Genomic DNA, 13,688 nt, shown 5'->3' with positions numbered 1-13,688 from the left:
TGAAAAAAAGAACTGAAAATGAAGAAAAAAGCAGAAACGGCAGGTGTCCCCATCGAAGAATTTATCGAGCAAACGCAACCAATTGGTGGTATAAGCTATAAGGTTTAGCTTGGTGAAAACCCAACACAAAAGGCCGTCATTGCTGTGTTGCATAAAATGACTCACCTCAGCAAAGTAAGAGCCGAACAGAAGTGGGGGCTATCCCTGAAACGATTAACGATGTGTTTGCAATCGTCTCAAAGAGCCATTTTGAAAGAAAAGAAGAATGTCTTGCCCTACTGGATGGAGACTTTTCAAGAGCAGACGAAGATCATAACTACCTTTGGAGTTATGAAGGTGGTACGATCGGTAAAGTATATCATTATGTCGGAAAATGAAGAACAAGAGTTTATGAGAGATAATGTTAAAGAGGCAGGAACTACAAAAAAGATTGACCATATGATACAGGTAAAACAAAAAACAGCATTTGCCCAAATAGAGACAACTGCTGTCTTTTATGTATAGCTTTTACACCGTGACTTTTCTCAACGGATTAAAGGGGGTAAGATCCAAGTCCAGTTCATTGCCAAGCACAAGATTAGCCGCTGTTAATCCGACATACGGCCCCATCGTCAAGCCCGAAGCACCCAAACCATTGGCAATAACGAGCCCCTCCATAGAAGGAACAAGTCCAATCAAAGGTGAAAGTTCTTTGCCAAATGGCCTAAACCCGATTCTGATTTCCTTCAATGTGCCGTTGGCAAGACCGGGAGCGATTGACAATGCTTTATCAAGCACTTCTTTTACACCAGATGTCGTAACACGGTAATCGAATCCCGCTCCTGTTTCCCTTGTTGCTCCCACGACTACTCTGGAATGATCAAACGAAACGAGATAATGATCATTTTGCGGGAGAATGACGGGCCAATTGGAAGTGTCGTGTCCTGGAACTTCTAAATGGATGATTTGTCCCCGTTGCGGTACGATGGATACATCTATCCCCAAGGGCTCCAGCACTTTGGAAATCCACGCTCCTGCTGTCACGACAACAGCGTCGGCGGAAATGAATTGACCTTTCACACGGACACCAACCACTTTACCATCTTTTGCTTCCAGATCGGCTTCTCCTGATTGGTAAAGGGCACCATGCTTTTGGGCTGCTCTGTTCAGTGCGTCTCTCATCAACTTCCCGTCTACCCGTGCGGCGCCTGTAACATATACAGCCCCGAGACCGCTGTTTAAAGGCGGAAAAAGCGCTTGTGCCTCGGCAGGGGACAAACGGCGAATTTCACCCACTTCCGGAGTTTCCGATTGCCGTTTTCTAACCATTTGTTCGATTGCATCCAGTTTCGCTTCATCACTATTTACGGCCATCGCTCCCACTAAACGATAGCTGACATTTGTTTCACCATCTTGTCCCAGCATGGATATAAGTGAAGGATAGTAACACGCCCCCGCATTGGCAAGCGTATACAGATCCGGATGGTTGTCATCTCCGCTTGAAATCCAAGGGCAGACAATCCCGGCTCCCGCTGCTGTCGCCTGGCCTTCATGTAGATAATCCACAACCACAACCTCCACGCCTTCCCGCGCTAAATGGTAGGCCGTGCTTGCTCCTACAATACCCGCGCCTACAACGATTACTTTCATTTGTTCACGCCCTTTCCCATTTCATGTTGCATACTCTAAGCCAGATCGTGCTTCAGCTACGACCTTACGGCTGAAACAAAGCGATTAATGTCAGATGCCTGACTAAAAAACCTGTTATTGCTTGACCAATAGATGCAATAATTCACTCGCATCTTTTAACAACTGGTTGAGTGAAGCGCCTTCTTCCTGTCCTTTTTCATAAACGAGTTGCAAAACCTCTTTAAGAATCATTTGTGACTCATCGACCATGCAAACGCACTCCCTTCTAATGAAGTGGTCCTTGTTCATTATAAAAGAATAAGAGATTATTCACAGTTTATTCATCTTGGCTTGACTTGGAACAGAAGACCCATCACCGCTTACATTATATATAAAAAAGGAGAAAATGACTAAATAAAAAGCAATGAAGCAAATTGATCACTACGATTGTTAAAAATTTCTCCCAATCTTGTTTTAGTTTTTGCAATTTAATTACACCTATTGAAATATAGCAACCAATTGAGGTGAAAAATGTAAAGCAAGACACCCCGTGTTAGTTATAGTTGTAAATAAAAATAAAGGAATGATTCAAATGGCAATACCTATTATCGAATTGGAATTTGGACGTAAACTGTCAAAAGAAAAAGCATTATTTGTATTTAATGCATATTAAGCCAAATATGGAATTTCAAAAATAAAATTCTAAGATTTATTTTAAAGAAGATGCTATTACATTTTGGCAGCTAATAAAACAGAATTCGTTGCCCCGGTTGATGAAAATATTGTAATCTCATTACTCGTGTTGTACTGAAATTCGGCAATGCGGTCGTTTGTTAACAATTTTTACTAAGAAGTTGTAACAGCTGCGGTTTTAAAGGAAGGCGAAAACAAACTGACAACTTTTATAAGTTGAAATAGAAATTCCTTATACTGGAAAATCTATTGAATCAATGGACTTTGAAAAAGGCCTCCCGAATCATGCAAATTATGTTGAAGGTCAATCTTTTAAAACTGTTAAACCTTTGTATCAATGGGGCGATGGTTGTCCTGGATATAAACATTGTGGAAGGAACTGTGGTGATCGTGGAAAATATGGTGGCGATAAATCCATATGATGTTTGCTGCCCTACTCACGATCGTTATTGGTCAAGTTATGGAACTAATGACTGCCAATGTAATTGCAATTTCATTGCTTGTGCAAAGAAAAACTGGTTCTATGCCCCGACGGTATTACACTTAGTGTTATTGGCTTGGTTTCCTCGTAAAAAATTGCAAATGTTCATTAAAAAAACACCCCCACTTATTTATAGGCGGGGGTGTTTAAGGGTTTTTTGTTTTTTTAGCTATATAAAAAGTCAAGACGGTAAAAATAACAATGAGGTTTTATGTAATGTCAGACATTTAAGGGGTAAATTAAAAAGATAGATAGAGAAGTAAAGAATTATCCTCTATCTATCTTTTTTTGTACTACAAATGCCATATTTTACTACAAAAAGAATTTTTACTAACGCACCCGTCAGTTTAAGTAAGAATTTTTATTACGATGATTGCCATAATCCTCCTGAACCAGGTTAAAGCCATATGCTTTATAAAAGCTAGTTTTGTTTTCCTCGTATGACACCGTTACAATTCTTAATCCAAACCGTTCAGACTCTCGCAATAATTCCTTTACCAACTCAACTCCAATTCCCCGTCCTTGATACTGAGGATGAACGATTATATCTTCCATATATCCATGTTTTAAACCCTTTCCACAAACATACCCAAAGGCAATCAGTTTATTATTTTTACCTCTAACCCCAGCCCAGAAATTACAACGTTCAAACAATATTGGGTAATCATCATCTCGTCTACCCCAACCAATATGTTCTCTTAGTTCAGGTACTTCGTTATTAGATATTGGAATGTTTATAATAACTTTATAGTTCATATATACTAAACAACAATGCTAATTTCTCTTTGAAAGAGTCCTATTCCTTATTCCACTAACCTGCCCCTTTAGTGGAATAAAAAAAGCTGCTGATTTGCAGCCAGTTCGAATCCCAAAGGAAAGAACCCGTTAGTGTAAGTACATGTTTCACATACTGAAAAAGCAGTCGAACACTCAAAACTAATGACATTACCTCATTGCGTTCTCTAATATCTTAGTTACACATTTAGTTTTACCCTCGCTATAAGTAGCTCGGTCTTTTGCAGTCTTCGCCAATTCATTTTTTAACTGTTCATATTCATTAACTGCCTCTGGATTGTTACGAAGATAATTTCGAAATAACAAATGTCTAGCTAATTCTGTACTATCTTTATTACACACATATAAGGTTGAAGAATTGATCTAAACTTCCTGAAAAACATTAACAATTTCCTTCTTTTTCTAATCCGGATAAGACACTCTCCAATACAGCCAATGCTTCCGACAACTCTGCATCAGTAATGACCAAGGGCGGCAGCAGTCGTATTACATTCCCATATGCCCCGGCTGTCAGGATGATCACACCATTTTCATAACATTTTTTCACAATGTCTTTCACCATTTCAGGGTATGGTTCCATCGTGTCCTGATCTTTTACGATTTCAATTCCGATCATCGCGCCAATTCCTCTTATTTCACCAATGAACGATGATGAATGCGCCAAGCGCTTTTTGATTTGTTGACCGATTAGATTAGCTCTGTCTGTCAGATTCTCTTTTTCTATCATTTCCAACACTTTAAGGCCTGCGATACATCCTAACGGACTCCCTCCCAAAGTCGTTCCCAGTTCCTTTTGTTTTGGAGAATCCATGATGTCCGCTTTTCCAGTAACAGCTGCCAAGGGGATTCCGGCAGCAATTGATTTTGACAGTACTGTTATATCGGCCTCTACATCAAAATGTTCCATGGCAAATAATTTTCCTGTACGGGCAAAGCCGGTCTGAACTTCGTCGGCTATAAAAACGATGCCAAATTGATCACACAGCTTTCTGACTCCCTTTACAAATGTTGCGGACGGAACGACCAGTCCGCCTTCTCCTTGGACAGGCTCCATCATAATGGCCGCAACATCCCGCGGGTCAACCGTTGTTTGAAATAAGCGGTGAAAACTGTTGAGCAATTCCTCATCTGTCGTTTGCTCATCACGGTAAGGGTATGGATAGGGAACCTTGTATACATCTGTCGCCATCGGACCAAAACCTTGTTTAAAGTCTTTCACTTTACCTGTCAGTGACATCGTCATAAAGGTTCTTCCATGAAAGCTTCTTTCAAAAGAAATAATACCTGGTCGTCCGGTAAATCGCCGGGCAATTTTGATGGCGTTTTCAACTCCCTCTGCGCCACTGTTCAAGAAAATCGTTTTTTTAGGAAATGTTCCTGGGACTAAGCGATTAAGCTTTTCAGCCAATTGAATATAAGACTCATACATAGTGACCGAAAAAACAGGATGAATAAAGCAATCGAGTTGCTCTTTCAGCACCTCGACGATTCCGGGTGGTAAATGTCCAACATTTAAAGTTCCAATACCTCCAGCCAAATCAATGAAACAATTTCCATCCATATCCCTTATTAAAGCACCGGAAGCCTCAGAGACTCCGATTGGAATATTGGTGGAAATACCATTGGGAACAGCGTCTTTGCGCTTCTTCCATAAGTCTAATGAGCGCGGCCCGGGAATGGTTGTTTTTATTTCAATAAATCCCAATGAAAACTCCCCTTTCCACTTTCATTCAATGACAGCCCTTACAATTTTACTTTTGAGTAAGCAATAATATGTACTCTTTACACCTACATTTCATTAATTGAAATGTTATTTCATTTTTCGAGTTAATTATAACAACGAAAATAACAAAATTCAACATATTTTTTATATTGTCTTACAATTGATATAAAACTAAATCGCAACACACCGAATCATTTTGATGCTTTCTTTTAAAGGAAACTGGACGGAGCGCGGACTTTTACTACATCGCATCACTTCTATGCCGATATATGTTACGGCTCAAAAAAAGAGGCGCCCCAATGAACGCCTCTTTTCTTTTTCAAGTTCAATCCATATTCGTGATTTTTATTTGTCTGGAGAGGCCTTTATCAGCCCGTTTGTAAGGCCGTTATTTACTCCGATTCCTTCGATACCGGAGCGTTCATCTCTTTGGGCGTGGCCCGATACACAAAAAATGACATGATCAAAGCGATGACCGATAGGCCAAGAGCGATGAGATAGACAAATTCAACACCTTCCACCATTGATGCTTTGATCGTTGCAGGATGAGTCGGAGCCTCTGCTTTTTCCAGAAAATGAGCTTGCTTGGCATTCATCAAACTGATAAATACCGACACGCCTATCGCACCGGCAATCGGCTGCAAAGTGGTCATGATGGCCGTCCCATGGGGATACATTTTTTTCGGCAATTGATTCAGGCCATTCGTTTCAGCAGGCATCATTACAGCCGATATCGAAACCATGAGCAGCATATAACAAGCAACAATTACCCAAATTGGTGTTTGCAAGCTTAAATTACTTAATATAAACATCGTTGCGCATAATAGCATGGTGCCGGGAATGAGCAGGTTACGCGGTCCCAATTTATCAAACAGATGCCCCATTGCCGGTGACAAAAGCCCGCTTAACAAACTGCCCGGCAACAAAACCAAGCCCGCGGTCGCAGCCGTCAACGCCAACGGTCCTTGCATAAAGACCGGCAAAATAATTTCCGAAGAGAACATCGCCATCAGAATAATTAAAAATAAGATGACTCCGAGTGTATACATGGGAAACCGAAATACTCTGAGATCAAGCAGCGGTTCATCAAGCTTCAACTGCCGGAAGGAAAACAAGGTGAGTGCCGCGGCCCCAACAATAATCGGCAGGTAAACGAGCGGATTGAGGAATCCAGCATCACTTTCACCAAGCGAACTGAAACCAAATACAATGCCGCTTACGCCAATCGTCGATAACACAATGGACAATACATCCACTTTCGGCTTTGTGACTTCTGAAACATTGATTAAATACTTATAAGCAAACAAAATGGAAAACAAAGCAAATGGAATGACAACAATAAACAAATAGCGCCAACCCAAATATTCTACAATAACTCCGGATAATGTCGGCCCGATTGCCGGGGCGAACATAATCACCAAACCAACAATTCCCATTACCGCTCCGCGTCTATGAGGCGGATACAGCAATAAAAATGTATTGAAAATGAACGGTGTCAAAAGCCCGGTTCCAACTGCCTGAAGTAACCGGCCGACCAACAAAATGCTAAAATTAGGGGCAACAGCGCAAACGACCGTGCCAATTGTGAATACAATCATTGTCCCCAAGAACACTTGCCGTGTCGTAAACCATTGCATCAATACAGCTGATACAGGAATGACAATACCCATTACCAACATAAAACCGGTTGCCATCCACTGCACAATCGTCAAGGATACGCCAAATTCCTGCATTAACGTCGTTAGCGCAATATTTAACAACGTTTCATTTAAAATGGCAAAAAAGGCGCCGATGATTAATGAAAGCATAATTGGCAACACTTTGATATTGGGATCTTCTGATAAAAATTCATACTTGCTTTCCACACATATCGACTCCTTTTTACAAATATTTTTCCATCCTTGAAACATTTACTTTACAAACACAAAAAAACCTCCCGTCCTTTTCTGAACAGGAGGCAATGAGACCTTATAGCAAAAAGAAGACACTTCGCCCTTTTTAACTATAAAAGCACATAGCTAATCCTACCCAGAAAAGCACTGTTACAAACCATTCAATACCCAAATAAGAATCGACCTTTCATGCAGAAGTGATCCGAATAGTTCATAACAATGTTTTTTCTTGAAATAGGATTAGAAAATCATGTACTTTGTCCCCTTCCGATTGAAATAATATTCATTTTATACAAATTTGCCGACAAGTGTCAAGTATTGATGAGGAGGCCGGCTACATTGGTTGATTTTTCAATATTCAGCTTTCACCTTTGGGTATTTAGGTTTTGGCAATCGCAATTATACCAAATAGCCGGCGCCCTTTTTCGCATTTAACAGCAACTTTACTTATTTTTTTCTTAACATTAATAATTTCTTTTTTTGCTAAATGATCTTTCAATGATGGATAAAGTGAAACTTCATTCAGTAGGGCTCCTACTGAATGTTAGTTGAACCAATCGGGCATTTAGGTGCCGTTTTCTCACACTTAAACCTTTTGTATCAACTCAGGTCTTGAAGTGGTGTATATAGCATCTTACATGCGGGATCTAAAAGCTCATGCAAGTTTTTTTATGAATCAAGATTCGACACGGGCCCGATTATTGCAGATTTCGTACGTGCCTTTCCAAGGCTTAAGCTGTTCAAATATGGAACTGGCAGTGAATACATCCTCATCGGCCAATCTTTTTCCAATTATTTGCATTCCAACTGGAAGATGACCTGCCAAACCAGCAGGAATAGAAGCAGAGGGGTGTCCCGTGAAGTTTGTAAAGTAAGTGAGGCACCAACCAATTAACCGATTCATTTCAATTCCATTTATGTGAGAAGGCCCCTTTGTCTCCCCATCATCCGCATTATCCACTGGTAGACAAGCCAAAGTTGGCGTCATAATGAGATCATACTCGTTGAAGATCTTTTGAATGGAGTCAAAGATTTCTGTTCGGATGATTTGGTCATTGATGATATCTGTTGCTTTCATATGATGGACATATTCTGACCAGTAAGTAAATTCCTCAGGAAGGTCATCTCGATCATTCTTTAATAAATCCAGTCCTTGTCGCTTTAAAATTTCGAATGTTGCGATATTTGCGGTCATCATCATTCGACACCAGCAATCACTTAATTCCTTTTGGTCTCTTTTGATACCGAATTGCACCTCTTCTACATGCGCGCCAGCATCTTCAAACAGTTGCACAGCACTTTTCACAACATTCTTGACTCTTTCGTCTACCGGATACACATCAAAATCCGGGCTGTAGGCTATTTTCCATCCTTTCATAGATTTATGGAGGGCTCCCATGTAGTCCACCTTGCTGTTTACACTCAAAGGATCCCTGGAATCATAACCTGTCAAGGAGGCCATGCCAATGGCAGCATCTTCAACCGTTCTCGTTATCGTCCCTTCATAAAGAAAAGGACTCATACCGCCAAAAGCATTCGGCCTCATGACCATTGGAACTCTGCCATAGGACGCTTGATAGCCGTATGTGCCGCACCAGGCAGAAGGAATACGAATCGATCCACCCCCATCTGTACCTTCCGCAATAGGGATCAACCCATCCGCCACTGCAGCGGCACTTCCTCCCGAAGAACCACCACTATTTTTTGTTACATCAAATGGATTTTTTGTTGGTCCAAACAATGGATTATCGCACGTTCCTCGAAACCCCATGATAGGGCTATTTGTTTTACCTACAATAATCGCACCGGCTTTCTCCATTCTTTCAGCATACACACAATAAAAATCGGCTATATGGTCTTTTAAAGCGGGAATACCTCCATATGTGGCGGGCCAACCGGGTTTAAAATCAAATAAATCTTTTATAGCAGTTGGAATACCATGCAGAGGCCCCAACTTTTCCCCGGCCATCACCATCTCTTCAGCCTGCCTTGCTCTTTCTCTAGCTTCTGAAAAATTCAAGTAAACAAATGAATTGGTCTCTTGGTTGCGGGTCTCAATTCGCTTGATGGTCGCTTCAAGCAACTCAACAGGCGAAAGTCTTTTCTCCCTGATAAGTTGTGACAGCTCTGAAATACTTTTATACGCGTACTGACCCATGAAATGCCTCCTTTATCCGAATTTTCAATCATTATACCATACATGTAAGCGGTTTTATATAGTGAAAGCAATAATAGGTCATGAAGCATTGCTTTAAAAAATGTAACCTTGAAAATTGCCATAGTCTTTTTCTATCAGTAAGCTCTTTTTTCATATTTAGAAAGTTGTTATTTTCGGGTTTGCCCATAAAAAACTGCGGTACCAATTGTTCGCTCAACCATTAATACCGCCGTTTGTTGCTGACTCGTTTATATTTTACTCCTCCAAATACGCTACTATTTCATCCGGATTCATATCCGCCAATCCTAAATCCGACAGCCTGACAGCCCTCTCCCTCAAGTCTTCCTTTACCAGTAAGGACGCCATATCAATGAGCAGATTGCAACACCTCATATGAATACCGAGCTTTTCGCCAAGTTCAACCATCGGATGTAAACCATAAGGAATATCTTCATATATATAACGATGATTTAATGTGACGGGAGCTTTTTCGCATTGATAGACCGGGTTTTTTTGAATACTTTTATATAAGGTTGTTGCCTCCACCCGATAAAAACGGCGCAGCAAATCCAGTGCGGGAGACAATTTTATCCCTAAGTGACGTCCCATTACCAACCGCTCTTGTTCCAACTCTTCCACAACATTCACGACTGATGGTGTGGCACCTTCAAGGAAAAAGGCAAATTCCCCTTCAGATTCAATTCTCCCCGCATTTAACAGTGCGATCGGCACGTGTAAAATCGGATTGCAATTGTTCAAAGTTGTCACCAACACACTACCGGCAATCTTTAATTGCGGATATACTTCACTAAGTCTGTCTTTTACAATGGCCGAATCACTCGAAGGCAGAGCCGAAAATTCCAGAGATTCCTTGATTTTCCTAATTTGAACATGTCCCGGTGCCGTAGAGTGGCAAGTATAAATGAAAGATTCCGTTTCTGCGACATACACTTTTTTATTCATGCCCATATCTCTGAAAATACTCCTGCATTCCAAAGCTCCCCAATAACCCGGACAAAGCATAATCACTTGTCCATCTTGTAAATAAGGCGCAATCGCGCGCGCCACTGTCCGGTGTGCGCTTCCTGTTGTCGTGATCATAATGACATCCGTATTTTCCATGGCATTTTCCAGATTGGTTGTAGCCTTTACTGGAGCGAAACCTTGGATAAACCCTTCGACTTCGATTCCACCTTTTTCATTGATTCCTTCTATTAAACTTTCCTGAATATCATATAAAGAAATGTTATAACCCAATAACGTTAAATGTGCCGCCATGCTTTGACCGCTATTTCCGGCGCCAATAATTGTAAACTTCAATGTCTATCCCTCCTTAGGCAGATAACGATTCATTGGATTTTTTATTTTTTCAAACGGAAAATCCCCAATACAAGATCATCCCTAAAATAGTGGCCACTCCTTCCGGACGATAAGCAAAATGGGAGAAATTCCAAGCAACGAGCAAATCACATAGTCGCCGGAGCCTTTAGACTAGCCGACCAACATCGTTCCTATCCTTGAAAACGATCTAATCTGTCACAAAAACAAGGCTATGTCACATCTTGAAGTCCTGCATTAAATATAGGTTCCTATTTTCATTGCGGTAGCCACTCAAAAATAATGTTTGCGAAACCATCATGTGGAACTAGAAACAACTGATGCCACCCACGAAACAACTCTTTTTCCTCTTTCATTAGCTGGATTGAATAAACATTCTCACCTTATCGCCCCGGATCAAACTGTCGGTTAAAATAACCGGTTTTCCCGATAATGTTTTACCAACCCGTGTTATTTTCAACCCCGGTTTGTCCATATTCGTTTTCAACATTCCCGCTTCCGCTGAATTTAAAAGAACAGGCTCCATATCACTCTCCGCATTTGTAATGGAAATATGGTATTTCTCGTTCAACAAATCATATAATCTTCCTTCGATAGAATGGTTTGTCAAATTAGGTACACATGCTTTTTGGATATAAGAAATTTCCAAAGCTGCCGGTTCAGTATGAAAAAAGTTGATTCGTTTAATCTCATAGACGATCTCATTTAGCGCCAATCCCAATGCTTTTGCCACTGAAACAGTACAAGGCTTTTCAATTACATGAACCATTTGTTGCTTAAAGGCCCATTTGCTTGAAAAATTGAAGTTGATCAGTTCACCTTCGATTTTCGGTTGCGATACAAAAGTTCCCTTACCTTGATATCTGACAAGTACACCTTCCCGAACCAATTGAAGGATTGCTTCTCTTACAGTGGATCGGCTCACTTGAAAGATGTCCGCGAGCTCAATTTCATTTGGGATTTGGTCTCCCGGTTTCCATACACCGCTTGCAACTTTTTCTTGCAATACTTTTTTAATATGAAAATATAATGGAAGTGCCTGATCAAATTTGTTCGTTTTCAATATTTCCACTCCCGGGTTATTTTGTCATTTTACATGTAAGATTCTAACTCCTTTTTAAAACGGCCGATCGTTTCTTCGAATTGGAGCATCCACTTTTTATCTTGTTGAATCTTGTGATTCAACTTTTCCAGTTGCTTTTTCACTTCCATAAAATCCGTCTCTTCTTGCACCATTTTCGCATTTACATTTTTGACAGAACGTAAAACGTTTTCAATTTTTTCTTGAGAGATAAAAATACCTTTTCCTAGCACATCAATGGATGATTGTTCGATGAATCTGGAATCTAACTGATGGAATGTACGGTTTTGCTGTAACATATTGTTCACCATCGAACCGATTATTTGATGGGCTTGCCGAAAAGAGATGCCTGCTTCACGGACAAGCAGACCTGCCAGCTCAGTAACAGTGGAGAAATTACGGGATGATTCGCTCTGCATCTTCTTTTCCTTAAAATCAATCGTTTGTATTGTCTCTAACAACAACTCCAATGCTGTTCCCACTTCATGCAAGGAATCCCAAAAAAGCTTCGTACTCTCCCCTGCCAAGTCCTGGCAATGGGCATATGGAATGTTGCTCATGCAACCGATGGCGGAAACAAGGGCTGCCAACACATGTGATGACTTTGCTTTTATACGTTCCAAAGTAACCAGATTCTTTTTATGCAACGTTCTACCGCTGGAAGCAGTTGCTGATTCTCCGACCGTAACGATGCCATATTCATCTGTAGACCAAATATGTAAATCATGGCACAGACGATTGATATGATTCATGAGAATATTCATTGCAGATAAAGCTTCCAACATATAATCACGAGAAGCGATTCCATCCAATGAATTGGTCATTGATTCCGCGAAACCCAGTAACTCGGCAGTCTTCTTCCATTTAATCGGAAAAGCCGTACCTGCCATCGCATCTGATCCCAGGGGAGAAAGATTAGTCTGTTGCAAGGCCCTGCCCAAGCGGGTAAAGTCTCGTTCCATTGCATGAAGGATCGCCGAAAAATAATGACCCAATGTAATCGGGACCGCAGGCTGCATATGTGTATAAGCGGTAAAAACCATATGACAATGATAGTCAGCAAGTTCTAACAAGGCGCCGCGCAGCTTTAATAACAGAGCGCATAACCTTTTTATGCCTTCACGGCTGTTCATCCTCGTGACAGTCGCATACAGATCATTTCTGTTTCTGCCTTTATGCAGTTGTTCGGCAACCTCTCTCCCGACTTTATCAACCAATTTCTGTTCAATATAGAAGCAAAGGTTCTCCAAGCGATGATCAATCTCAAACTGTTCGTTTCCTTCATTATGTATTTCTTTCAGTGACCGCATGATCTCTTTACCTGTTTCTAAGTCGACAATGCCTTCGGAAATCAGCATTGATACATATGCCTTATTCACATCAAGCATATAATGAAAAGACCGTTCCGCTCCTTCATCAATAGGTTCAAATAGATAACAAATCACTTTTTCCGACAATCCCGAAGCATACCTTTCTCCCATCTCAATCCACTCCCTCTTTAGCCATTACATTGTTTGAATGACCGAACAATTTCATTAAAAAAAGGGTATTGGAACTTGTGCCTCACATCCACTCAAGACTTGCTTTGAAGTAAAACAGAATTTTTCACAGGCTAATAGATTTTCCATTCATTACATTTATCGTCTCCTTTCCGACATTTATGAATTACAAATCTTTAACCCTGCGTTTAATCCGCTTTCAAAAAAAATGTCGACACCGGCACATCTAGTTTGGCAGCGATCAACTCCAGCTCGGCTGTAGTTATTGGGCGCTTGCCTCCTTCCTTCATGCTGTACGCTTGCACGGTAATACCAAGAGCATTCGCTATCACAACTTGTTTTATATTTTTGGCTGTCCTGACCTCTTTAATTTTTTTGTGCAACATTGTGATATCACCGCCTTTTCAACGTAAAGTTTAA

Annotated in this window: 12 protein-coding genes; 1 reads left to right on the top strand and 11 read right to left on the bottom strand. The window is 40.7% G+C overall.

Features of this window, described 5'->3' with window-relative positions; all coding sequences use genetic code 11:
• The first annotated feature begins 144 nt into the window (after positions 1–144).
• Entirely contained in the window at positions 145–504 is a 360-nt protein-coding gene (locus tag JOC94_RS23650; RefSeq protein WP_077112980.1) for a hypothetical protein, read from the top strand.
• 3 nt (positions 505–507) lie between these two features.
• Here JOC94_RS23650 and JOC94_RS09460 read toward each other — a convergent pair whose 3' ends face one another.
• From JOC94_RS09460 to JOC94_RS09415, 11 genes are all read right to left on the bottom strand, one after another.
• Positions 508–1,629: an NAD(P)/FAD-dependent oxidoreductase gene (locus JOC94_RS09460; protein ID WP_077112979.1), complete on the bottom strand. Its 1,122-nt coding sequence runs from the start codon at positions 1,627–1,629 to the stop codon at positions 508–510.
• 114 nt (positions 1,630–1,743) lie between these two features.
• Positions 1,744–1,878, bottom strand: a complete 135-nt coding sequence (locus tag JOC94_RS23195) for a hypothetical protein (RefSeq protein WP_268920972.1) — start codon at positions 1,876–1,878, stop codon at positions 1,744–1,746.
• Between the two features lie 1,246 nt (positions 1,879–3,124).
• Complete coding sequence (locus tag JOC94_RS09455) at positions 3,125–3,538, bottom strand: GNAT family N-acetyltransferase (protein WP_139345688.1); 414 nt, start codon at positions 3,536–3,538, stop codon at positions 3,125–3,127.
• Positions 3,539–3,727: 189 nt separating this feature from the next.
• Complete coding sequence (locus JOC94_RS09450) at positions 3,728–3,919, bottom strand: GrpB family protein (protein ID WP_077112977.1); 192 nt, start codon at positions 3,917–3,919, stop codon at positions 3,728–3,730.
• Positions 3,920–3,959: 40 nt separating this feature from the next.
• Positions 3,960–5,282, bottom strand: coding sequence for a 4-aminobutyrate--2-oxoglutarate transaminase (gabT, locus tag JOC94_RS09445; protein WP_077112976.1), 1,323 nt, complete (start codon positions 5,280–5,282; stop codon positions 3,960–3,962).
• Positions 5,283–5,692: 410 nt separating this feature from the next.
• Complete coding sequence (locus tag JOC94_RS09440; protein WP_077112997.1) at positions 5,693–7,108, bottom strand: MDR family MFS transporter; 1,416 nt, start codon at positions 7,106–7,108, stop codon at positions 5,693–5,695.
• A 760-nt stretch (positions 7,109–7,868) separates the two neighbouring features.
• A complete protein-coding gene (locus JOC94_RS09435) occupies positions 7,869–9,350 on the bottom strand; it encodes an amidase (protein WP_077112975.1) in 1,482 nt (493 codons plus the stop codon).
• A gap of 255 nt (positions 9,351–9,605) precedes the next feature.
• Positions 9,606–10,670, bottom strand: a complete 1,065-nt coding sequence (locus tag JOC94_RS09430) for an NAD/NADP-dependent octopine/nopaline dehydrogenase family protein (protein ID WP_083717634.1) — start codon at positions 10,668–10,670, stop codon at positions 9,606–9,608.
• Between the two features lie 373 nt (positions 10,671–11,043).
• Complete coding sequence (locus tag JOC94_RS09425) at positions 11,044–11,751, bottom strand: GntR family transcriptional regulator (protein ID WP_077112974.1); 708 nt, start codon at positions 11,749–11,751, stop codon at positions 11,044–11,046.
• A 29-nt stretch (positions 11,752–11,780) separates the two neighbouring features.
• A complete protein-coding gene (gene argH / locus JOC94_RS09420) occupies positions 11,781–13,250 on the bottom strand; it encodes an argininosuccinate lyase (protein WP_077112973.1) in 1,470 nt (489 codons plus the stop codon).
• A gap of 206 nt (positions 13,251–13,456) precedes the next feature.
• Complete coding sequence (locus JOC94_RS09415) at positions 13,457–13,654, bottom strand: helix-turn-helix domain-containing protein (protein ID WP_077112972.1); 198 nt, start codon at positions 13,652–13,654, stop codon at positions 13,457–13,459.
• Positions 13,655–13,688: the final 34 nt, after the last annotated feature.

Origin of the sequence: Siminovitchia thermophila (assembly GCF_016909185.1) — a bacterium.
GTDB classification, from domain to species: Bacteria; Bacillota; Bacilli; order Bacillales; family Bacillaceae_C; genus Siminovitchia; species Siminovitchia thermophila.
This window is presented reverse-complemented; position numbering and strand designations above follow the sequence as displayed.

Excerpts from the sequence above, each read along its gene's own strand:
- JOC94_RS09460 (WP_077112979.1), bottom strand. The coding sequence starts at position 1,629 with ATGAAAGTAATCGTTGTAGGCGCGGGTATTGTAGGAGCAAGCACGGCC.
- JOC94_RS23195 (WP_268920972.1), bottom strand. The coding sequence starts at position 1,878 with ATGGTCGATGAGTCACAAATGATTCTTAAAGAGGTTTTGCAACTCGTT.
- JOC94_RS09455 (WP_139345688.1), bottom strand. The coding sequence starts at position 3,538 with ATGAACTATAAAGTTATTATAAACATTCCAATATCTAATAACGAAGTA.
- JOC94_RS09440 (WP_077112997.1), bottom strand. The coding sequence starts at position 7,108 with ATGCTTTCATTAATCATCGGCGCCTTTTTTGCCATTTTAAATGAAACG.
- JOC94_RS09435 (WP_077112975.1), bottom strand. The coding sequence starts at position 9,350 with ATGGGTCAGTACGCGTATAAAAGTATTTCAGAGCTGTCACAACTTATC.
- argH (WP_077112973.1), bottom strand. The coding sequence starts at position 13,250 with ATGGGAGAAAGGTATGCTTCGGGATTGTCGGAAAAAGTGATTTGTTAT.
- JOC94_RS09415 (WP_077112972.1), bottom strand. The coding sequence starts at position 13,654 with ATGTTGCACAAAAAAATTAAAGAGGTCAGGACAGCCAAAAATATAAAA.